The sequence below is a fragment of the Streptomyces sp. NPDC017095 genome (assembly GCF_044332325.1).
Lineage (GTDB): Bacteria > Actinomycetota > Actinomycetes > Streptomycetales > Streptomycetaceae > Streptomyces.
The window spans coordinates 366,828-387,082 of record NZ_JBIROU010000002.1; the positions used below are offsets into that span (position 1 = coordinate 366,828).

Here is a 20,255-nt window from a genome sequence, read left to right on the forward strand (position 1 = left end):
CCGTCCGCCGCCTGTGCGGCCGGACCAGCCGTGCGATCGCCGTGGCCTCAGACTGCCTCCACCGGGCCGGGCCCGCTGAGCCCTGTGGACGGCCGCCCGCCTGGGGAAAACTCCGCCACCCCCACGGGTGACCCACGCCCCCGCGCTCCCGCACCCTCCGCGCTCCCCGCACCCCCACGCCCCCGCGCCCCTCACGGACCGACACCCCCGCCTCCCGAGCCCGAACGCCTCCCGAGCCCTGCACCCCGAACGCCTCCCGACCCCCGAACGCCCCCCGATCCCCTGCCAAACCCCGACCTCCGCCCCCGCCAAGCCGCGAGCCCCTGCCGGGGCCAACCGAGCCCTCCCGGCCCCGGCAGGCCCCCGCACCGCCCCGCCCCCTCACACCACCCCCGCCCTGGCCCGGGCGACCCTCCCGTACTGCTCCCTCACCTCCCGGTAGCGCAGCAGCTCCGCCGCCACCGGATCGAGCACGCGGGCCCGGCCGCAGCTCGCCGCCGCCTGCCGCAGCCGTCGTTCCGCCTCCTGGCCGTAGCGCCGCGCGGGCCCCCGGGCCGCGATCCGGCAGCCCCACTCCACGAGCGGCCCGCCGACGATCCCGCACACCATCAGCAGCACCGGGACACCCAGGTTGGGCGCCATCAGCCCGGCGATCTGCCCCGCCAGCCACCCGCCGCCCACGATCTGCAGCAGGGTCATCGCCGCCTGGACCAGTACGGCCACCGGCCACCAGCCCGGCCGCGGCGGGCGGCCCGGCGGGAGTCCGGCGCGCGCCACCAGGTCGTCCAGCGCCTCGGAGAGCCCCTGGGAGCCGCGTACGGCCGCCTCGCGCACCGCCTGCGCCCATGGCGCGGGCAGCCCCGCCGAGGCCCGGTCGCAGACCGTACGGACCGCCTGTTCGACCCACTGGCGGGCCGTGGCCTCCTCGTCGGCCTGGGCGCGTACGGCGTGGCGGCCCGTCGTGGAGTCGCCGCGCCCCTGGTACCAGCGCCACAGCCGCAGCCAGGGCGTGCCGCAGGCGCGGTTGGCGTTGCGCAGCCAGGCGCGCTCGGCGGCCTCGCCCGCCGCGGTGGCGCCCACCGCGTCCGCGAGCCGCGCGGCGAACTCCTCGCGCGCCTCCTCGGTGAGTCCGGCCCGCCGTCCGGTGGCGTACACGGGCCGCAGGCCGGTGGCGGCGGCGTCCACGTCGGCGGCCACCCGGCGGCCCGCCGCGCCGCGCTCGGCCACGAACTGGCCGAGTGTCTCCCTGAGGTCGCCGACGCCCTCGCCGGTGAGCGCGGACAGCGCGAGGACGGTGGCGCCCGGTTCGCCGTGCTCGCCGAGCGCGATGCCGTCCTCGTCGAGCAGCCGCCGCAGGTCGTCCAGGACCTGGTCGGCGGCGTCGCCGGGCAGCCGGTCCACCTGGTTGAGGACGATGAACATGATCTCCGCGTGGCCGGCCATCGGCCGCAGATAGCGCTCGTGCAGCATCGCGTCGGCGTACTTCTCCGGGTCGACCACCCAGATGACCGCGTCGACCAGCTTCAGGATGCGGTCGACCTGTTCGCGGTGCTGTACGGCGGCGGAGTCGTGGTCGGGCAGGTCGATCAGGACCAGTCCGCGCAACTGCCCGTCGTTGTCCGGGCTGTGCATCGGGCGGCGGCGCAGCCGGCCCGGGATGCCGAGCCGGTCGATGAGGCCCGCGGCGCCGTCGCTCCAGCTGCACGCGATGGGCGCGGCGGTGGTCGGGCGGCGCACCCCGGTCTCCGAGATGGCCACTCCGGCGAGCGCGTTGAACAGCTGCGACTTGCCGCTGCCGGTCGCGCCCGCCAGCGCTACGACGGTGTGCCGGCCGGAGAGTTTGCGGCGGGCGGCGGCCTCGTCCAGGACCCGGCCCGCCTCGGCGAGCGTACGGCTGTCCAGGCGCGCGCGGGAGAGCCCGACGAGTTCGCGCAGGGCGTCCAGGCGGGAGCGCAGCGGACCGTCGTACGCCAGCGGGACCGGGGGCTGGCTGCTCGGTTTCCGGTGCGGGTGCTCGGCGGCGGAGGCGCGCTCGGCGGCGAGGGCGGCGGAGGTGGCCTCGGTGACGCGCCGCGCGATGAGACCGTCGTCCCAGGTCTCCGGGGAGCCGGCCGCGGTGTCCGTGGCGGCCGTACCGGTGGTGGACCCGGTGTCGGGGGCCGGGCCGGCCGTGGGGGCGGGGTCTGCCGCCTCGCCGGGGCTGGTCGGCGTGCCGGCGGCGTCCGTGGCGGGGGTGGCGGCCCTGGACGGCGTAGCCGGTGTGGCGGGCGGGGCGGGCAGGGAGCCGAGCGCGGGGCGGGGCGTCGGGGAGTACGGGTGCGGGCGGGGTACCGAGACGCCGTCCTCGCCGGTACGCCCGCGCGCGGGGAGGTGCTTTTCGCCGCCGCGGTCACTGCCGGCACTGTGCTCCCGGCCGCCGTCGGAGCTACGGCCCCGGTCGGCGTCGTACGCACGGCTGTGGCTGGTCTCGCGGTCGCCATCGCGGTCGCGGTCGCGTGGGGCGTGGCCGTCGCGCTCGGGAGCACGCTCGCGGCCCCGTCCGGCATCACGGTCACGAGCCTGCCCGGCATCACGGTCACGCCCCTGTCCGGGGTCACGATCATGGCCGTACCCGGAGTCACGATCACGACCGTGGCCAGGGTCACGATCGTGGTTGTGCCCGGCGCCCCGCTGGTCGGCGGGGTGGCGGTCGGCGGGGTCGCGGTCGGCGGGGTGGGCGTGCTCGCGGCCGGCCCTGTCCGTCTCCCCGCGCGCGTGCTGGGCGCCGCCCCCGTCCCCGCCCCCGTTCCCGCCGTTGCCGGCTCCGCTACCGGCACCGGCACCGTCACCGTCGTAGCCGGCCGCCCCCTCCGCCGCCGCGTTCGAGCGGGCCCGTGCCGGTGTGCCGGTGCGCTCGGTGCCGTCCGTGGTGCCCGGGCCGGCGTGGCCGCCGTGCTCCCGGGCTCCGGTGTCGCCGCTGCCGCTGTCGGAACGCCTCGTGTGGTCGGTGTGCTCCGTGTGGTCCTGGTCAGTGATGGCGGTCACCGGGTCACCTCTCCTTCTGCAGTACGGACAGCGCGGCGATGAGTTCGGCCTGGGGCTCGGGATGGACGTCCAGCGAGTCGAGGGGGGCGAGGCGGCGCTCGCGTTCGGCGTGCATGACGCGGTCCACGTGCTCGGCGAGCAGCCGGCCGGCCCGGTCGCGCAGCCGCAGTACGCCGTGCGCGCCGAGCCGCTCGGCGAGCCCCTCACCCGCGGTACGCGCCCGGCGCCCGCCCAGCACCGCCGTGGCGACGAGCGCGGCGACGATCTCCGGGTCGGGTGCGCCGGTGCGTTCCAGGACCCGTACCTCGTCCTCGGCGTACTCCTCCAGCTCGCGCCGCCAGCGCCGGGCCGCGAGGCCGATGCGGTGCTCGGCGCTCTCCAGGGTGGTGCCGCGGCGGGCGAGCTGGGGGGCGCGGGCGGCGGGCTCGCGCCGCCAGGCGTCGTCGACGCGTTCGTCGGCGGCGGTGACGGCGCACAGCAGCAGGGCGGCCAGGCTCTCCACGAGGGCGTCGAGGAGTTCCCCGGCGGTGCAGTCCAGCGGGAAGGCGCGCCAGCGTTTGAGGGCGTCCCCGGCGAGTACGGCGCCGGACTGCAGGCGGCTGCGGACGCGCGCGTGTTCGCTGTCGTAGGCGGTGTCCACGGCGGAGGTGAGCCGCAGGGCCGCCGCGTACTGGGCGGCGGCGGCACCGGCCAGTTCGGGCAGGCGGGACTTGAGCGAGTCGAGGAGGCCGTGGACCGTACGGGCCACGACCTGCTGGCGGGCGGCGGGGTCCTGGGCGTGGTGGGTGAGCCAGCTCTTCAGGGGCGCTACGGCGGTGGCGGGCAGCAGTCCGGCGCCCCAGGCGGATTCCGGCAGCTCGGGCACGGTGAAGCGGGGTACGTCGCCGAGTCCGGCCTTGGTGAGCAGGGCGCCGTACTGCCGGGAGACCTCGGAGACGACCTGGTGGGGCACGCGGTCCAGGACGGTGACGAGGGCCGCGTCGTACTCCTTGGCGGTGCGCAGCAGGTGCCAGGGAACGGCGTCGGCGTAGCGGGCGGCCGTGGTGACCATGATCCAGACGTCGGCGGCGCAGATCAGTTCGGCGGCGAGGACGCGGTTGTCCGCGATCAGGGAGTCGACGTCAGGGGCGTCGAGGAGGGCGAGGCCGCGGGGGAGGGAGTCGGCCGTCTCGATGCGCAGCACGCGCGCGGGCTCGTCGTCGGCGCCCGGGAAATCGTCGGCGGGGTCCCGGTGGGGCGTCCACACGCGGGTCAGCTCGGGGAGCACGCGCATGCCGCTGAACCAGTGATGATCCTCCGGATGGCAGACGAGGACCGGTGTCCTGGTGGTCGGCCGGAGCACGCCCGCCTCGCTCACCCGCCGGCCGACGAGGGAGTTGACCAGCGTCGACTTGCCCGCGCCGGTGGAACCGCCGACGACGGCCAGCAAGGGCGCCTCGGGGTGCCGCAATCGGGGTACGAGATAGTCGTCGAGCTGCGCGAGGAGTTCGTCGCGGTTGGCACGCGCGCGTGGGGCCCCGGCCAGGGGCAGCGGAAAGCGTGCGGCGGCGACACGGTCGCGCAGAGCGGAGAGTGTGTCGAGCAGCTGAGGCCGTACGTCCAAGGTCACCACATGCGAAGAATGCCCAATTTTAGGGGAATTCTGAAGCATATGGACATGTCTGCGCGCCGACAGAACACAACGGACGGAAGGGATGACCGGGACAAGGGGGCAGGCCAGGCATAACGAGTGCACAACACCCGGTGCGTCAGAGGCCAAAAGCGGTGCACGATTCGCACCTGCCTGCGATTATCAGGACCGCTTCACCGAACCTCCACATCGAGCCACGGAGGGGAAGCGACAGGGTCAAGGAACCGGGAGCCCTATCCTTGTCCCCGGCAACGTCACGGATCCGCCCCCACCAGGGCACCAGGCACGAGGCCACCCCACCCGGCCCCCGTAGCTCAGTGGATAGAGCAGGCGCCTTCTAAGCGCTTGGCCGCAGGTTCGAGTCCTGCCGGGGGCGCCAGTCTCCGCCCTCCCGCTTGGGAGGGCTTTTCGCTGGTCAGTGCGGTTGTCAGCGGGTACGACGAAGCCCCGGACGCCCTCTTGATGATCAAGGTTCGGGTCCGGGGCTGCCCGGCTGTCACCGGGTTTTCGCGGGTGGCCGTGTCGAATACGTGTCGAAGTTCTCGACCGGCCGAAGATCAGCCAACGCCCGGCATCTCCGCCTCCGGAAGGTCACCCGCGGCTTCCAGCCGCCGCTTCAGGTCCGGCAGCTGCCCGTCGATGCACCGGGCGTAGGTCGCCAGCAGCACGGCGACGCTGTTCCCGGCCCACTCGGCCACCTGGGCGGGCGGGATGCCGTCGTTGAGCCACTTCGTCAGGCGCGTGTTCCGGTTGTCGTAGACGCGCCGTCCGGTGGGTGACTCGAAGACGTGCGGGGGCAGTACGGCCTTACGCGCGCTGCGCCACGCCCGGCGGATGACGGAGCCGGCGAGGATCCCACCGAACTCACCCTGGAAGAGCAGATCACCCGGCTGGAGCTGTTCATCGGCGATGTGCTGCCGCAGGATGCGCGTCAGGGCCGGATGCCCCGGCACCGTGCGCGTCTCGCCCTCCGCACGGCCCTTCAGGTCACGTTGCTCGTGAATCTCGCCCGTATCGGTCCACTGCTTCCCGACCTCCGGCGTCGCCGTGTGAATAAGCAACTCGCACCACTGGTCGGAGGCGTCGGGTTCTGGCAGGGTCACGTCCTCCACCCTCATGGCTACGGCTTCCTCGGGCCGGGGGCCGCAGTAGTACAGCGTGGCGAAGAAGGCGTGGAGCCGCTTGCCGCCCCGCGGCCGGCGCCGGATCCAGTCGAGGATGGCCGCCGCCTGCTCGGGATTCAGCAAGGACCGCTTGTCTACGGCGTTAGTGGTTTTCGTGACCGCCGTCGACTCCTTGCCCTTGGGAAGAGGATTGGCCCGAAGGATGCGCCGCCGGATCGCGTACTTCATGGCGACGTTGAGAATCCGGCGGTTGCGCTTGCGGGACCAGGCCGCCGCCTGCTTGCCGTCGAGGCGGGTGTCGATGGCTTGCAGGACCTGGTCGACCTTCTCCGGGTCCTCCCAGGCGGAGACGGGCAGGGAGTTCCGCTCCACCCACTTCAGGATGGCCACCACGTCTCGGGGCGCGTCCGGACGTCGGTTGGTGTTGAACGCCCATTCGCGAAGGGCCGTCCGCACAGCCGCAGGCGCGAACTGCGTGGGCTTTGCCCTCAGCAGGGCGATGGTGGTGGCGGTCAGAGTCTTCGCGATGTTCTTGCGGCTGTTGCCGCCGAGTTGAGACCAGCGGGCATCCACGTACTCGACGGCGAACTTGTACCAGCTCATGGCAGCCGACTTGGAGCGATGGGACACCGGGAGACCCGTGGCGACGACGAATGCCTCGCCCTTGCCCGTGGCCCTGATGAGTTCCGAGCGGAAGCCCTCGGCGAGCGCGACGGTGTTGAACGGCTCACGCCAGCGCTTGCCCGCGACCACCCAACGCACGGTGTACGTGGTCTTCCGGGCGCCCTTGTAGGTGAGGATCTTGTAGATCTTCACGTCATACGTCGTCTCCATCAGGCGGCGTCCTCGCGGTCGTCGAGCCAGTGATCGAGGTCGCTCCGCCGGATCCGGAGATCGCCGTTCGGGAGCTTGATGCAGCGCGGCGCGCGGCGCTTGGCCCGCCAGTCGTAGAAGGTTGAGCGGGAGATGGCCAGTTCCTCGCAGACCTCCGCGAGGGTGAGCATGGTGCGTCGTGACCGGATGGCCGTGGTCATTCCGTGCTCCCTTCGTTCAGGAGGGCGTCGCGGGCGGTTTCGCGGTTGGTCTGGAGGTCGCGGGCGATGGTCGCGGCGAGGGCGGCTTCGCCCGGCGTGTGGCCGTGGCCGGCGTACTGCCAGTCCGCCAGGACGAGGACGGTGTCCGGCTCGCGGTCGTCGAGGCCGAGGACGGCGGCCTCCTGGGCGGCGCGGTAGTCGGCGCGCTCCTGGCGGAGGGCGCCGAGGGTGGTGGAGTAGGTGCGCGACTTGGACGAGAAGTGCCCGCGGAAGCCGAGCATGTGGGCCCAGGCCCAGAGGCGCCGGTCCGGGTAGAGGCTGTCCAGATCACGGCACGCGGTGATGAGCCGCCGGGTGTGGTCGGGGACCTGGTGGCGGTCGAGTTCGGCGAGTTCGCCGATGCGGCGGTCCAGAGTGCCGGTGTTCTCGGCGGCCTTGGTGGCGTACTTGGCGACGTACGAGGCGACGGCCTGTTCGGTGATGTCGGAGCCGTCACCGAAGGCCTTGACCGGGCGGACGTCGAGCTGTCGGCCCCAGCGGAAGGTACGGGCGGGCTCGTCACCGGCAGCCGGGACCGAGACGGACGTGTACGAGTGCGCCGCGGCGGCACGTACAGCGTCCGTGAGGACATCGACCGTGGCCCAAGCGGGCGGAGGTGTCCCGGGCCCCTCCGGGCCGTCGAGGCGTACGACGGCGTGGAAGTGCAGGGCGCCGCGCTTCTGGAACTCGGCGACCTTGCCGTACGAGACGCGAAGGTGTTCGGCGAATTCACGGCGGGGCAGGCCGGCACGGGCAGCGAGTTCGCGGCGGAGTCTCGTGGTGAAGCGCTGCCAGAGCTGACCCGCGTAGTTGTTGAACAGCACGGCGCCCGCGTAGTCGTAGCTGTCCGGGTCGAGAGCGGTGCCCAGCTCCGGAGCATCGGACGTGTGCGGGGTGCCGCAGCGGCAGGTGCCGTGATCGGGGCGGTTGTGGACCGGGCCGAACGAGGGGGCCGTGAGGGTGGCGAAGACGCGCGGATGATCGCGGACGGTGGCAGGGACGTCGCGGCGGTCGTCTCCGGCCAGGCCCGCACGGATCAGGTGGTACGTGTCGCCCGCGTAGGTCCAGGCGCAGGACGGGCAGCGGGAGGCGCGGCGGTTGCCGCAGGCGAGGCGGAGGCGTCCGCCCGGCTCCTGCTCGGTGGAGTAGTGGTGCAGGGTCTCGCCGGTGGTCTTGTCCTTGTGGAGGACCCAGCCGGTGAGGTGGATCGGATCGGAGCAGCCGCCGGTACGGCGGATCTGGTCCTCCCAGCGGGCGTAGTCCGGGGCCGCGGCCACCCGCAGCACGTCCCCGAGGGTGATCGGGTCAAGCAATGTGTCGGAAATCGGCGCACTCGGTGTCGCGGATGAGGCGCGGTGGGCCATGCTTGGGGTTCCTTCCGGTTGCGAAATCGGACGGGGACGGCGCCCGGGCGGCGGATGCTTGGCGGTATCGAGGCCGCCCGGGTGCCGGTCAGCGACGCTTGGCGTCGGAAGTGAGCAGGGAACGCAGGACGACCGCGCAGACGGCGACCGAAGCACCGGTGATGGCGACCGCCAGGAACAGGGAGACCAGGACGGCTCCGAGCACCAGGACGACGGCCGTGCCTCCGCCCACGAGGGCGAGGACGGTGCCGGGGGTCAGCTGGACCGTGGGCCGGACCGGCGTCGGAGCCGTCGGGGCGACCGGCGGGGTCCCCGCGTTCGGGGTGATGGCGGTCGGCTCTACGACGGCGGGCGGTGTGCCGAGCCCGGTCGGCGCGGGCATGGTGGGGATCTTCGGACGGAACATCGGTGATCTCCTCTCGCGAGCGGCTACTTGACGAGCGCGTCGATGGCCAGGGCGAGGACGCTGTCGGCGAGGAGGAAGCCGCCGAGCAGGAGAACGCCGATGAGCCAGGCCGGCGGGCGGATGAGCTTGACGCCGAGGTAGCCGACGGCAAGCAGCGCGAACCAGAGCGGGACCTGCATGGCGGATGTCTCCTAGCGGACGCGGCAGCGGTGGGTGCGGGCGGCGAGCTGGGCCGCGGACTGGCTGGAGTAGTCGGCGGACCAGCCGCAGTCGTCGGAGCTGCACACGGCGGTGTGCTTGGTCTGACCGTTGCGGTCGCGGTGCGTGCCGATCTGCACCGGGCCGATGCGCATCACGGAGTGGAAGTGGTCGCGGGCAGGCATGTCAGTCGGCCTCCTCTCGGGTCGTGGTTGGCGAGCAGGTGGGCGAGGAAGGGCCGCCACTGGTCTTCCTCTCTCGCCGATCAGGCGAGGTGGGCGGCGATGGCGTCGGCGAGGTGGGGTGGGACGCCGAGGCGGGAGCGCAGGGTGTCGGGGTCGATCGGGGCCCCGGTGCGAGCGCGGTACTCGTCGGCGACTTTGCGAGCGTGGTCGACCAGGACGGCGGGGACCTGAGGAGCGGGGGCCGCGGCGGGAGCTTGGTCCGAAGGGGCTTGGGCCGCGTTAGGCTCGTGCACGGCTTCTGTGGCCGAAGCGACTTCGAGGTCAGGTTCCTGCTGCTGGGCTGGGGGCTTCGCTCGCTCCGCCTCCACGACGGGTGCCGACGGAAGCGGCTCCGACTCCGCAACCGACGAGTGAGCGAGAAGCGTGCCGCCGAGGAAGGCAAGAGCAGGCCATCCGGCAATGCCGAGGCGGAGCAAGGCGGGCGGGTCGGCCAGGTCGAGGAACCCGGCAGTGGCGACGTTGGCGCCGAGCGAGGCGCATAGCGCGACCAGGAACCAGCACCAGGCCAGCCGAGACGGGCCCTCACTGCGCAGGCGCCGCCAGGCGGCCACCAGGAGCAGGTCGACGCTGACCGGGTAGGCCCACGCCTTCCAACCGTTCTGTCCGGCGGCGGAGGCCAGGTCGTGCAGATGCGCGAAGGACAGTGCGCCGGCGATGACGGCCTGCACCAGGACCGCGTCGACGCGGAGGCCGCGACGGGCGCCCATCAGGAGTCACCCGGGTAGGCGGGGCCACCATCGGGGTCGTAGCCGTCCGGGAACACACCGGGCGGCGGCTCGGGCAGGGAGACGGCGAGGGATGGACTGACGGCTTCGACGAAGTCCAGGTCGGCGCCGGTCGTGTCGGCGTAAAGGGCGAGTTGGCCGAGCAGGAGCACGGTCCGGGCGAAGTCCTCGCAGTTCGGGCACACAGTGGGATCTCCCTCTTTGGGCATGGCGAGGTAGGGACTTGGCGCGAAGGCGGTCACGCCTGCCGGTGGGAATCCGAGGAGTCAGGCGGTGGCCGGGGAAGGCTTGGCCGCCGGCAAGGGAGCATCGGCCGATCCGGAGAGAGTGGGCCGGAACGGAGCCAGCTCGGGCAGGTCCGGCGTCCGGTCGGCATGCCGGTTGCAAATGTTCACGGCCTGCCGGAGCGACGTGTGTGGGGCACGGATGCGGTGCCACCCTCCGGACGAGTCGCCCGCGATGGCGAGCCCTCGCATCTCGGCCGGGATCTGGATGGCGGCGAGGACGGCGTCCGGGGCGATGTCGCCGAAGGCCATGTTGGCGGACGTCTCGTCGTTGACACGGTGCGCGGTACGGCCGGTGAGCTGGGCGCGGAGCATGGTGATGCCCTTGCCGAGTTCGGAGCCGAAGCGCTGCCCGCAGACTTCGAGGTAGATGCCGGCCGCACGGCCGAGCTGGGCGAGGCGGACCAGGGCGGTGATGATGCGGTCCCGGCGCTTCTCCTCATCCTTGTCGGCGTACAGGGCGAGTTCGGCAACCTCGTCGACCAGGACCACGACCGGGGTCGGGCGCAGATCGGACGGCAGGTCCCAGATGTCTGCGGCGATCTCCGCGTCCGGCACGTCCGCGGCGATGCGCTGCTGAGCCCGGATGACCTGATAGATGCGCTCCATCCGGGCCACGAGCCCATCAAGCACGTCAGCAGCGGTGTCGGGGTTGTCGGCCAGCGCGGAGAAGCGGCGGGCCAGTGGGAAAAGCTCAACCCCCTGCTTGCAGTCGATGCCGACGAGGGCGACGTCCATCGGGGCGAGCCCGGCGACCAGATTGCGCTGGTAGACGGACTTGCCGGACTCCGTGGCACCTAGGGTGAGGGCATGGGGTATCGCCCGGTAGTCGCGGTAGTGCACCGAGCCGTCCTGCCGCAGGGCGACCGGAACCCGCATCGGCCGGGTCTCGGTCTCGGCTGGCATCTGCACCCGCTTGAGTACGTCGTACCCAGTCATCCGCACCTCTACGACGCCGGAACGCAGCTCCCTCGAGGTCACGCCGTACATGGAGAACGAGTGCCGGAGCCGGTCCGACGCAGCGGCGATGTCGAAGGCGTCCTGTCCGGGACGGAGCTTGAGCCGCACGACTAGGCCGGTGCGAGTCGGCCGCAGCCGCAGGATGCGCGGGGCCCGTGGTCCCGGTATCGGTCGGTTGGTGGCACGGGCCAGAGCGAGCCGCCACCGCGCGGGCGGCACGGTTAACCCGCACGCATCCATGACGGAGCCGTACCGGACCAGGACCCGCACCACGGCCAGCGCGACCCCGAAGGTCAACCAGTACCAGGCGGGGCGCCGCCACCGCAGAAGACCTACGGCGGCGACGACCAGCACCAGGCAGACCGTGGAGCCGGTCACGATCAGGCCGCCTTGGGCCTAGCAGCGGCGTCGGCGAGCGAGGTGACCGCGACCGCGCGGAACGCGATGCCGTGCCGCTTCTGGCCGTTGAAGTCGTTCTCCCAAGGTCGGGCGATCAGACCGGTAAGCGCGACCGGCGTGCCCATGGCCAGGTCACCGGTGACGCCGGGCTCCGGGACGGTGATGGAGAGGATCTCCACCTCCTCGTTCGCCGCGAACATCACGTCGACCGTCATCAGCATGGCCCCGGTCTCGGCGTCGGTGGCGATCTCACCGGTGCGGCGGTCACGGACTTTGACCTGCGGGGACTTGGCGACCATCACAACGGCGCCGGAGGTGTCAACGGGGATCTGACGCACAGAGACTACTCCTCTATAGATGCTGGACTCCGTCACTCATGTACATGAGTGACACGAAGAAGAGTGCCCGACTCCTGTACATGAGTCAACCCGCCACGAAGAAGAACTCGTGACGGGCTACCGAGAGTTGAGTGCGCGTCAGTCGGCGGCAGGGATCCGGTACTCGAAAACGAACTGGTCAGCGGCCATGAGGGTGTCGCACACCTCGACCACGAGACCCGCGGTCGTACGAGCCTCACGGATCAGATGGACCACAGGCGCACCCGGACTCAGCGCCAGCTCCGAGGCTTCCGCCTTGGAAGCCGGCCTCGCTTGCAGCGTCTCGACGAATTCCGCGAACTCGTGTCCGTGGTCTTCGAGTCGGGCGTAGATGCCACCGCCGCCGGGGTTCTCGGCGAACAGCTCCGGGATGTCCTTCACGACGTCCCAGGGCAGGTACGACGTCGCGGTCTCGACCGGGGTGCCGTTGCGGAAGTAGAGACGCCGGCGAGCCAGTACCTGTGTACCCACCGGGACGCCCAGTCGCTGGGCCGCATCCTCGGGCACCTCCATGGGCCCGATGTAGAGGACGCTCACCTTGGCGGTGGCGCCGGACTGGGCGGACTCCGCGAGGTAGGCCGCCTGCCCGCCCTGCCGGAGTGAGCGGCGGAAGCGATCGGAGGAGCGGTGCCGCACCGGAGGCCGGTTCTTCACGATCGAACCCTTGCCGTGCCGGGTCTCAACGAGCCCGCTCGCCCGCACCTCGACCATGGCCTTGCGGATCGTCCCGCCGGACACGCCGTAGCGCTCCACCAGCTCAGACTCACTCGGCACCATGTCGCCAGGCTTGAGAACTCCCGCCCGGATCTGTTGCACGATCTCGTCCGCGATCTGCACGTACCGAGGTCCGGATCCGACCCCTCCAGCCGCAGTTCCCATAGTCCTTCTCTGCCTCCTATGCTCCTCTACATGAGTCAAGCACAGGAAGTGACACCCTCTCCCCTGCACTCCGTCTCCGTGGCCGGAGTGGTGGTGCGCGAGGACGGCCGCCTCCTGGCAATCCGCCGAGCCGACAACGGCACCTGGGAACTGCCCGGCGGCATCCTCGAACTCAACGAGACCCCCGAGGCCGGCGTCGCCCGCGAGGTCCTGGAGGAGACAGGCATCCACGTCGAGGTGGACGAGCTGACCGGCGTCTACAAGAACCTCACCCGCGGCATCGTGGCCCTGGTCTTCCGCTGCAAGCCGTCCGGCGGCACCGAGCGCACGTCGAGCGAGTCCACGGCGGTTTCCTGGCTCACGCCCGACGAGGTCAGCGAGCGCATGTCCGAAGTCTTCGCGGTCAGGCTCCTGGACGCCTTGGACGGCAACGGCCCCCACGTACGCAGCCACGACGGCAAGCGCCTCATCCCAGCGGGATAAAACCTTCTCTCCTTCATCAAGGCGGCTCGCTCCGCTCACCGCGCGCGGCCCGGCCCCCGGCCGGGCCTGCGCTCCTGTCTCCGCCCCGCTCCAGCCCGGCCGGCGCCCGTGCCGCGCGCGTGGCAGCGAACCTAAGGCCACAGGGCGAGTACGACCGAGAGCGGCCATGGGTCAGAACGATGCCTCCGGCGGGGGATCGGCCGGCACCGGGATGGAGGGGGCACCGTTGCCGACTGCGGGTTCGTCGTGGCGTGCGCGGGGGCTCCCATCCCGTACACCGTCGACCCAACCAGAGCCGAGCAGACGCGGGCCCTGGCGTCCAGGTCGTTCGTACAGTGGCGCGCTCCACCTGGACGCCAGGAACCACGCCTGCTCCACGGTGTGTGGGTCGACGGCGGACGGGATGGGAGCCGGGGTGAGTGGTGGGTTGAGGTTGGAGGTGACCGACTGCCTTGGAAAGCGGGCATACAGAACCGGTCGCCAGCCGTGACAAGGCCTTCACTGATCCGTCTACACACGCCAGCGCCATAGCTCAAGTGAATAATCTTGGCAGATCACTACCCACACACCCCAATGAGGCGGCATCATGATCTAGCGCCTTGATCGGCATGCCACTACAAAGCATGGGGGGACCATGTACTTCAGTGAGCTTTTCGAAATCGAGTACAAGGCCGAGTGTGACTGGTTCGACCCCATACTTGAAAACGACACACTGCTTTTCGTAGACCCCTTTCTTATCTTCGCGGACGCGGACGCTGACTGGCAACGGGCGTACGACGAAATTATGGACTACTTCCAGTCCGCGTTTAAGCTCCTCGCGAGCAGCAAGCTCAATCAAAAGCATCAATATTTTAAGCGTACACTATCCCTCATGGAGTTCCCGGAACCACGTGAATTCCGTCTAGGGTTCGCAAGCAAAAGTAGCGGGGGGTCCGGATCAGGTCCCGGCCTTGCTAAAAAAGTGGTCGAAGCGATGAGTCAGGCCATCCGTCGCGGAATAGAAGATATCGAGCACTTCGAAGAGCTAGGCATCTTGGTCTCGGGAATCAACAAGGACCGCATCTCGGATATCACCTGCAATCTCCTTAAACCGCGCCTCATCAAGTACACTCAGGACATTTGCCACACCTACGACGTTCCCATGCACGTCCGCAAGATTCGGCACAGTCATTACGACGATACACGATCGCGCTGGATGGATACAAAGCATCTAGTGCCCATAGATCCCGAAACTGATAAGCCTATCCTGCTCGTACCGAAGCGATTCTTGCGCGAACTTCCGACACTTTCCTCTGATAACTGGGGCGACTTCCTGGACACTTCACTTAGGGATGATCTCAATATTAAAATCTCTCAGGGGATGAAGAAGGACGAAATCATCGACCTGGCCCGCACTCATCCGGATGCGGTCCGCCGCTGGGTACAGTACATGCAGGAGCGTGGATCGAGTGCCTACGATGTCGATTCAGACCCGATGTTGCATGTCAACTGGCAGCGTCTCGCACGTGAAGCCGCAGACGAGTCACCAATCGAGGAAAAGCCCCAAATCTCCGATGCCGAAGACCTTCTCGCTTTCGCCCATACGGCAATCGAGCACTTCCGCGACTGGGCAGAGAAGAAGGGGGGGTGGCGGGTTTTCTGGCGAGATGTCAAGGAACTCAAGACGATCCCTGAATCGAATATGCAGCTCCTCTTCCTGGGGGTTTTGGAGCGCTACTGCTCGCAGGCCGGAGTTCGCTTGGACCGCGAAGTCGAGACCGGGCGCGGCCCGGTTGACTTTACGTTCACCTCAGCCGATGGCATTCGTGTATTGCTGGAAATGAAGAAGCTCACGCATGGTGAATTCTGGCATGGTCTTCGAACGCAAACGCCAATCTACATGGAGAGTCAGGACGTTAAGCATGCCATTTTCCTAACCGTTCGGGATTCCATGAGCAAGCCAATGAAAGAGCGTTGGATGAAACTTGACGCAGAAGCGAATACGGCAAGTAAAGCTAACTCATGCACGATAGAAGTGGCTCGCATCGACATCATGCCGAAGGAATCCGCTAGTAAATCTTGACGAGGCGGTGCATGGCGCCCGATAGGCCTGCCGCACAGACGCCCCGTCAAAGCAGTGCGCCGGCACTTTAGGCCGCTATCTGTGGTTTCAGGGCGATGCCACACTATGCCGAACGGATGTTACTCGCGCCACACAGATGGGTCTTGTCGGGGTGGCGCATATTGCCTCTGGGGGTCAGGGATGGCGGACGACCGAGATTATCTGACATGGACGCCGAAAGCGGCCACAGCAGCAGCATGCAGATTTTACGAGCAGCATGCGCGAGATATACAGCATGCCGCAGCAGCAAGCATGATTCTCAACGAGTACGAACGCATTTTGAAAGGCTTGGGTGCTGCCTTCGCAGAGATTGCTCCGGACGGCCCCGGGCACCTTTTCCCGGAGTTCTTCCGGCGTCGAGATCAACTAAGAAGCACCGTCGATCTGATCACGCCTGCGGCGGCTGAACTGGGATTGACTCGGTGCGTCGAGAACTTTCTATGCTACATGTCAGACATCATCACTGACACTTTGATCGCACGTCCTGAGCTGTTGAAGACTCAAGAGCAAGTGACGCTTGAGGACGTGCTGCAGCACGACTCTATTGAAGGCTTCATCTCCTGGGCCGCAGAGAATCGCGTAGCGCAACTTTCCTTCAAAGGCCTTGAGGAAATTTCCAGCTACATCAAAAAGCGCCTCGGCTTGGACCTCCATCAAGATGAAGAAGACTGGAGGAAGTTGAAAAAAGGTGTCGCTCTCAGAAACTTGATCGTCCACCGGCGCAGTGTAGTAGATCAGCGATTCATTTACCTGACGGGAGAAAAAGGCCTCATGAAGGGGGCGGTTTATGAAACAACGATGAAAGACTATGTGCGAACCGCAGAGGCCGCCATGAAGATAGTTGGCCAGTTCGATGAGAAGGTGGCTGAAAAGTTCTCGATAACCCGTCGCGGCACCGAAGGGGAGCATTGGTACAGCGAAGGTCGGTGGGGGCCTGAGGGGAGAAAAGGGCGAGAGAAGATACGTACTGTCGACGGTCAGCCGGTTCGAGAAGGGGCAGACGATCAGAGTGGTCAGGCGTCCGCCTCCGGTGTCGATGCAGGGGGGTAGCTTCTGCGAGCAACACCGGGCACGAGTAGCAGCTAACAGGGGGCGCTTCAACTGGACTGGCCAGTCCGTGCCATAACCGTGCCAGATCGTACAGGGAACCGCGGGGAATGGCGGGGACCAGGACGTCGGCCTGCCAGGCCCTCAGGGCCGCTCCACCGCAGGTCGACTCAGTAACTTACTGTAGGCAACCCAAGCTTCCCAAACTGAGGGCTTGGGGCGATCGGCTCCGGCTCGTCCCCACGGCCTGGCCGGCGTGGCTGCTCCCGTCGACGGCGCTGCACCGTGGTTGAGGCCGGTGGGGGTGCAGCGAGACATGCGCGCGCCTGGTCGGTTGGCGTGTCCGCCGTCGTGGCTGGCTGTCGGTGGCTGAGGTTCATACGGCCTGTTCGATGGCGCCGCTGTCAGCCGATGACCGGTACCTGGTGATCGACTCTGGGCCGTCCCTGGGCCGTGCGAGGGTGCCCGAAGCTGACCGACGGCGACCGGCAGTGACAGACGAGACGCAGCGCGCCACAGTGAAACCCCAGGTCAGGGCCCCCGGACGGAACGGGTTTCCCCGTAGGGCTGGCGGTACGGCAAGATAGGGTGTTTCTCTCCATGCCCGTCCCGATCGCCTGCGACATCCCGCATCTCAGCAGCAGGCTCGGTAGGCCCATCGAGTGATTGTGAGCATTCGGCCAGCAGGGTACGTTCGCACGGACCGTTACGACAGACAGGGGGCGGGGTGTCTGCATATGGCCGCAACGACAGCGAGTGGGACTGCCTGGTGGACTCAGGGCGCGAGTTCCTCGTTGAGCGGGCGAAGTTGGGCAAGCTCACTTCGTACACCGAGCTCAACGTCACTTTGGCCAGGCGAACTGGCTGTCGAATCTTCGACTTTGAGCGTGCCGACGAGCGAGCGGCTATGGGACATCTGCTCGGTCTGATCGTGGAACGAGACCAGCAGATTGCACCCTCTGATCCCCCGCTGATGCTGTCGGCTCTCGTCAACTACCTGACCGCCAACGATGCCGGCCCCGGCTTCTACCAGCTCGCCAAGGAGCTTCAACTCCTCCCCATGAGTGCATCAAAGGAGGAGAAAGACAGCTTCTGGATCAAGCAGGTACGACGACTTTACGAGCGCCACGGGGCAAGGCCGTCCCTGGCCTGAGCAGCACCCCTGAGTGTCTAACTGAGTGACAACGCCGACGAACACCGGCGGACGAGCGTGAACGTCGGCGGACCAACGACGCAGGTGAGACACGCGGTGGCCCAAGGCAGCACCCCCGTCCCAGTTGCTTCGGGACGAAGAGGTCATCGCAGAATGCCACACTGCCACGCTTCAGCCGCCGCGCAGCCGCTCTGACGGACGTCGTCGAGCAGCGTGGCTGAGGGCGCTGGGGGTGCAGCGAGGCACACGCGAGTCTGGTCGCTCGGCGCACCCGCCGTCGTGGCTGACCGTCGGCGGCTGAGGGTCGTGCCACAGGCGTGTCAGATGCAGAGGTCAGCCACGATCAACGTGGGTATCTCACAGTCGAGTTCCCATCAGAATGTCCAGGCATCAAAGCCCCACGTCAGCGGCCTGGTTTTCCCGCCTTGACAAAGGACACCGCAACCTGGCATCTCCATTGACGCGCCCCAATCAATCGACCTGGCCCCGCCACTCCGCTTCCCTTACGTAGCAGCCTGAATATTTGCTGGAGGACATGGCCTTGGGCATGTCATCGCGCCAAAAGAAGATGTCCTCCCGACTTGCTCCGTCGCGGATTTCATCAACGGCTTTTTTTGAAATAATCAGGCAGAAACTCTTGGTTAGTGGACTGTGATTCCCGGATCGATTCAGCTGAAGCGATCCCTCATACCGGCCGGGTTGGAAGTTCCAGCCATCTGCCTGGAACAAGAAGGTCGGCTGCTGAGGTTTGTCCTGACTGACGAGGAAGGGGGCGGGATCACCAGACCATCTATACAAGATCCTTTCAGCAGTGGGGTCGAAGTTCCATGTGCCGACCTCTTTCCAGTAGAAAACCGGTCTTTTCGATGAGGAAATCGAGCCGACGGGCGCCAGTTGGAGACGCGCGTCTCGAATGACCTCAACATCCTGGGTCTTGACCCTAGTGGAAACTGTCGGCTGAAGGTAGAAGTGACTGTCCTTGCCCATTAGGCCAATGCGCACGAGATGGGGGAGCGCCAGATCGATTTCAGGTTTCTTTTGAAGTTCAGCGAAATTATATAGTGAAAAGGCTAGGGCGACTACACCCGCAGCTGTAGCAGCCCATTTGTGCACGGCGTCGAAACGACTCCTCCGGGACGTCGTCACTGCGTCATCGCTGTCGACCATGCTCTCAACCTTGGCCAAGATCACAGCCTTCAACCCGTTGCACTGCTCCATATGGCTAGCAGAACCATCACCCAACCAGTTGCGTTCACTCGTCCTGGCCGCACTCCCAGTAACTCTGGAAGTGCGAGCGGTGCGACGCCTGGGCCGTCCCTGCCGACGACGTCAGTCGACGCCGGCCGACAACGACAGAAGCCCACGGCATCCGACGAGGTCAAAGCCGTGGGCTTCCTCTGTTTCGCTGGTCAGCAGTCCTCAGGAGCGATGAAGGTCGCTCACTGCCAGGAGGTGACCGCGGCTGACTGCAACGCGGAGAACATCCCGCAACGCCCTGGTCAGGTCCCTCGTCAGCCGTTGCAAGTCTTCCGGGCCAGCGTCCTGGTCGTCGAGGGTGTCGGAGGCATGCTCCAGCAACTCGGCCGCCGTTCCCAATTGCTCCGCTTCAATGTTGTCCGCCAGGCGGGACATGTAGCTGGCCTTGTCGTCGGTGTCCAAGTAGCAGGGCTTCCCGCCGGGCCCCGACCACGGGAGGAGACGCAGTTCGTTCGGTGCCGTCATCGTTGGGTTGCCCTCTCATCGGTGACGTCGTGGGTGGTGAAAACCGCGTCGACGCGGTCTCCCGGGAACACGAGGAGCGCGGCCTCGACGACTCGACCGGTGGAGTCGGTCGCGACCCGGGTGATCGCGAGGGCTGACGCCGTTGGGCCGATCCGGAGGGTGGATGCCTCGTCCGGTGTCGGTGGACGAGCGCATACCGTCTCCCGGACAGTTGCCGGTGCCGAGCCGAGGACGGCGAATCTCGTGGCCGTGTTCCGCCATGCGGAGTCGTCGCCCAGCACCCCGGCTGGCGCCAGGTCGCGCGGGATGTAGATGCGGGCCAGACCGTGCGGTGAGTCCCCCTCGTGGCTGATGCAGAAGAACTCAGCGACAGGGCTGCCCGTCGGCACCCTCAGCAAGGTCGTCAGGTGGCCGTCTGCCTGCACGGTGGTGGTGCGGACAGTGACGCGCATTGCCGCTTCAGCGGCGGTCCAGGGATCCAGCGTTCCCCATCCCCCGACGTACACAATCTTGCGGAGGGCCCGGCGGACGAAGTTGCCCTTTCCGTGGATCTTCTCGACAAGACCTTCGCCCTGGAGGACTGCGAGCGCACTCCGCAATGTGGTCGTACTGACCTTGTACCGGTCGGCCAGGTCTGCCTCGGAGGGCAGGCGTTCACCCGGTTTGGCTGCGCCGGTTGTGATCTGCCGCCGCAGATCGTCGGCGATGTCGTGATGGCGTGAAGGCACGGACCGGGTCACCGCCTTCTCTGCACGCGAACGGCGACGAGCCGGGTTCGCGTGTGTATGGTCAGCAGCTCGCCCGACTCGAAGAGAATTCGTTTGGCGCCTTGCGGAAGCTGGATGAGGTCCATGACCCGGCACGCTCTGCCGCCCAGTTGAATGACGTCGCCACGCTGCACGGTGGTCGCCGTGACCTCGACCGTGGAAACCATGGCGCCGCCCGGTGCCCAGCCGCTCACCGCTGTGTCTCCCTGGGCGTGGAGTGGTTCGAGATCAGGTGACACGGGCAGGCGCACGTCTCATAGACAACCGGCAGGTCGACCGGCGCGGAGACGGGAG

The 20,255-nt window shown here is 68.0% G+C and carries 21 protein-coding genes and 1 tRNA gene; 5 read left to right on the plus strand and 17 right to left on the minus strand.

What is annotated here, in order from left to right; all coding sequences use genetic code 11:
- Nucleotides 1-381: 381 nt before the first annotated feature.
- Together ACH4OA_RS04605 and ACH4OA_RS04610 are read right to left on the minus strand one after the other, a co-directional pair.
- Complete coding sequence (locus tag ACH4OA_RS04605) at nucleotides 382-3,024, minus strand: GTPase (RefSeq protein WP_397967586.1); 2,643 nt, start codon at nucleotides 3,022-3,024, stop codon at nucleotides 382-384.
- A gap of 4 nt (nucleotides 3,025-3,028) precedes the next feature.
- On the minus strand, nucleotides 3,029-4,636 hold the full coding sequence (locus ACH4OA_RS04610; protein ID WP_397967588.1) for a dynamin family protein: 1,608 nt from the start codon (nucleotides 4,634-4,636) through the stop codon (nucleotides 3,029-3,031).
- A 321-nt stretch (nucleotides 4,637-4,957) separates the two neighbouring features.
- On the opposite strand from ACH4OA_RS04610, the gene ACH4OA_RS04615 reads away from it, so the two are divergent.
- Nucleotides 4,958-5,033: transfer RNA gene (locus ACH4OA_RS04615), tRNA-Arg, on the plus strand.
- Between the two features lie 178 nt (nucleotides 5,034-5,211).
- Here the strand turns inward: ACH4OA_RS04615 and ACH4OA_RS04620 are convergent.
- The 11 genes from ACH4OA_RS04620 to ACH4OA_RS04670 all read right to left on the minus strand — a co-directional run bounded on the left by ACH4OA_RS04620 (nucleotide 5,212) and on the right by ACH4OA_RS04670 (nucleotide 12,688).
- Nucleotides 5,212-6,612 carry a tyrosine-type recombinase/integrase gene (locus ACH4OA_RS04620; RefSeq protein WP_397967591.1) on the minus strand — a complete coding sequence of 467 codons (1,401 nt, stop codon included), beginning with the start codon at nucleotides 6,610-6,612 and terminating at the stop codon, nucleotides 5,212-5,214.
- Nucleotides 6,612-6,812: an AlpA family transcriptional regulator gene (locus ACH4OA_RS04625; RefSeq protein ID WP_171156200.1), complete on the minus strand. Its 201-nt coding sequence runs from the start codon at nucleotides 6,810-6,812 to the stop codon at nucleotides 6,612-6,614. The genes ACH4OA_RS04620 and ACH4OA_RS04625 overlap by 1 nt, the downstream gene beginning before the upstream one ends.
- A complete protein-coding gene (gene repSA / locus ACH4OA_RS04630) occupies nucleotides 6,809-8,176 on the minus strand; it encodes a replication initiator protein RepSA (RefSeq protein ID WP_397967863.1) in 1,368 nt (455 codons plus the stop codon). The genes ACH4OA_RS04625 and repSA overlap by 4 nt, the downstream gene beginning before the upstream one ends.
- Nucleotides 8,177-8,303: 127 nt before the next feature.
- Nucleotides 8,304-8,621, minus strand: a complete 318-nt coding sequence (locus tag ACH4OA_RS04635; RefSeq protein ID WP_397947752.1) for a SpdD-like protein — start codon at nucleotides 8,619-8,621, stop codon at nucleotides 8,304-8,306.
- A gap of 23 nt (nucleotides 8,622-8,644) precedes the next feature.
- A complete protein-coding gene (locus tag ACH4OA_RS04640; protein ID WP_397967593.1) occupies nucleotides 8,645-8,800 on the minus strand; it encodes a hypothetical protein in 156 nt (51 codons plus the stop codon).
- Nucleotides 8,801-8,812: 12 nt separating this feature from the next.
- Nucleotides 8,813-9,004: a mobile element transfer protein gene (locus ACH4OA_RS04645; protein ID WP_397939803.1), complete on the minus strand. Its 192-nt coding sequence runs from the start codon at nucleotides 9,002-9,004 to the stop codon at nucleotides 8,813-8,815.
- Nucleotides 9,005-9,084: 80 nt separating this feature from the next.
- Nucleotides 9,085-9,771 (minus strand): DUF2637 domain-containing protein, encoded by a 687-nt coding sequence (locus tag ACH4OA_RS04650; RefSeq protein WP_397967595.1) that lies wholly within the window; start codon nucleotides 9,769-9,771, stop codon nucleotides 9,085-9,087.
- Complete coding sequence (locus ACH4OA_RS04655) at nucleotides 9,771-9,974, minus strand: hypothetical protein (protein WP_171156186.1); 204 nt, start codon at nucleotides 9,972-9,974, stop codon at nucleotides 9,771-9,773. Before ACH4OA_RS04655 ends, ACH4OA_RS04650 begins: the two co-directional genes overlap by 1 nt.
- A gap of 81 nt (nucleotides 9,975-10,055) precedes the next feature.
- Nucleotides 10,056-11,411: an FtsK/SpoIIIE domain-containing protein gene (locus ACH4OA_RS04660; protein WP_397967597.1), complete on the minus strand. Its 1,356-nt coding sequence runs from the start codon at nucleotides 11,409-11,411 to the stop codon at nucleotides 10,056-10,058.
- 2 nt (nucleotides 11,412-11,413) lie between these two features.
- Complete coding sequence (locus tag ACH4OA_RS04665) at nucleotides 11,414-11,770, minus strand: hypothetical protein (RefSeq protein ID WP_397967598.1); 357 nt, start codon at nucleotides 11,768-11,770, stop codon at nucleotides 11,414-11,416.
- Between the two features lie 138 nt (nucleotides 11,771-11,908).
- On the minus strand, nucleotides 11,909-12,688 hold the full coding sequence (locus ACH4OA_RS04670; protein ID WP_397967600.1) for a GntR family transcriptional regulator: 780 nt from the start codon (nucleotides 12,686-12,688) through the stop codon (nucleotides 11,909-11,911).
- A gap of 18 nt (nucleotides 12,689-12,706) precedes the next feature.
- On the opposite strand from ACH4OA_RS04670, the gene ACH4OA_RS04675 reads away from it, so the two are divergent.
- The 4 genes from ACH4OA_RS04675 (at nucleotide 12,707) to ACH4OA_RS04690 (ending at nucleotide 17,472) form a co-directional block, all read left to right on the plus strand.
- On the plus strand, nucleotides 12,707-13,171 hold the full coding sequence (locus ACH4OA_RS04675; protein WP_167403930.1) for an NUDIX hydrolase: 465 nt from the start codon (nucleotides 12,707-12,709) through the stop codon (nucleotides 13,169-13,171).
- 634 nt (nucleotides 13,172-13,805) lie between these two features.
- Nucleotides 13,806-15,233 (plus strand): hypothetical protein, encoded by a 1,428-nt coding sequence (locus tag ACH4OA_RS04680; RefSeq protein WP_397967603.1) that lies wholly within the window; start codon nucleotides 13,806-13,808, stop codon nucleotides 15,231-15,233.
- Between the two features lie 291 nt (nucleotides 15,234-15,524).
- Entirely contained in the window at nucleotides 15,525-16,322 is a 798-nt protein-coding gene (locus ACH4OA_RS04685) for a hypothetical protein (protein WP_397967606.1), read from the plus strand.
- A 724-nt stretch (nucleotides 16,323-17,046) separates the two neighbouring features.
- Complete coding sequence (locus ACH4OA_RS04690; protein ID WP_397967608.1) at nucleotides 17,047-17,472, plus strand: hypothetical protein; 426 nt, start codon at nucleotides 17,047-17,049, stop codon at nucleotides 17,470-17,472.
- Nucleotides 17,473-17,943: 471 nt separating this feature from the next.
- On the opposite strand, the gene ACH4OA_RS04695 is transcribed toward ACH4OA_RS04690, so the two are convergent.
- The 4 genes from ACH4OA_RS04695 to ACH4OA_RS04710 all read right to left on the minus strand — a co-directional run bounded on the left by ACH4OA_RS04695 (nucleotide 17,944) and on the right by ACH4OA_RS04710 (nucleotide 20,155).
- Nucleotides 17,944-18,690: a hypothetical protein gene (locus ACH4OA_RS04695; RefSeq protein WP_397967611.1), complete on the minus strand. Its 747-nt coding sequence runs from the start codon at nucleotides 18,688-18,690 to the stop codon at nucleotides 17,944-17,946.
- Between the two features lie 201 nt (nucleotides 18,691-18,891).
- Nucleotides 18,892-19,194: a hypothetical protein gene (locus ACH4OA_RS04700; protein WP_397967613.1), complete on the minus strand. Its 303-nt coding sequence runs from the start codon at nucleotides 19,192-19,194 to the stop codon at nucleotides 18,892-18,894.
- Nucleotides 19,191-19,934 carry a GntR family transcriptional regulator gene (locus ACH4OA_RS04705; RefSeq protein ID WP_397967615.1) on the minus strand — a complete coding sequence of 248 codons (744 nt, stop codon included), beginning with the start codon at nucleotides 19,932-19,934 and terminating at the stop codon, nucleotides 19,191-19,193. The genes ACH4OA_RS04700 and ACH4OA_RS04705 overlap by 4 nt, the downstream gene beginning before the upstream one ends.
- Complete coding sequence (locus ACH4OA_RS04710; RefSeq protein WP_397967616.1) at nucleotides 19,931-20,155, minus strand: hypothetical protein; 225 nt, start codon at nucleotides 20,153-20,155, stop codon at nucleotides 19,931-19,933. Before ACH4OA_RS04710 ends, ACH4OA_RS04705 begins: the two co-directional genes overlap by 4 nt.
- Between the last annotated feature and the right edge of the window lie 100 nt (nucleotides 20,156-20,255).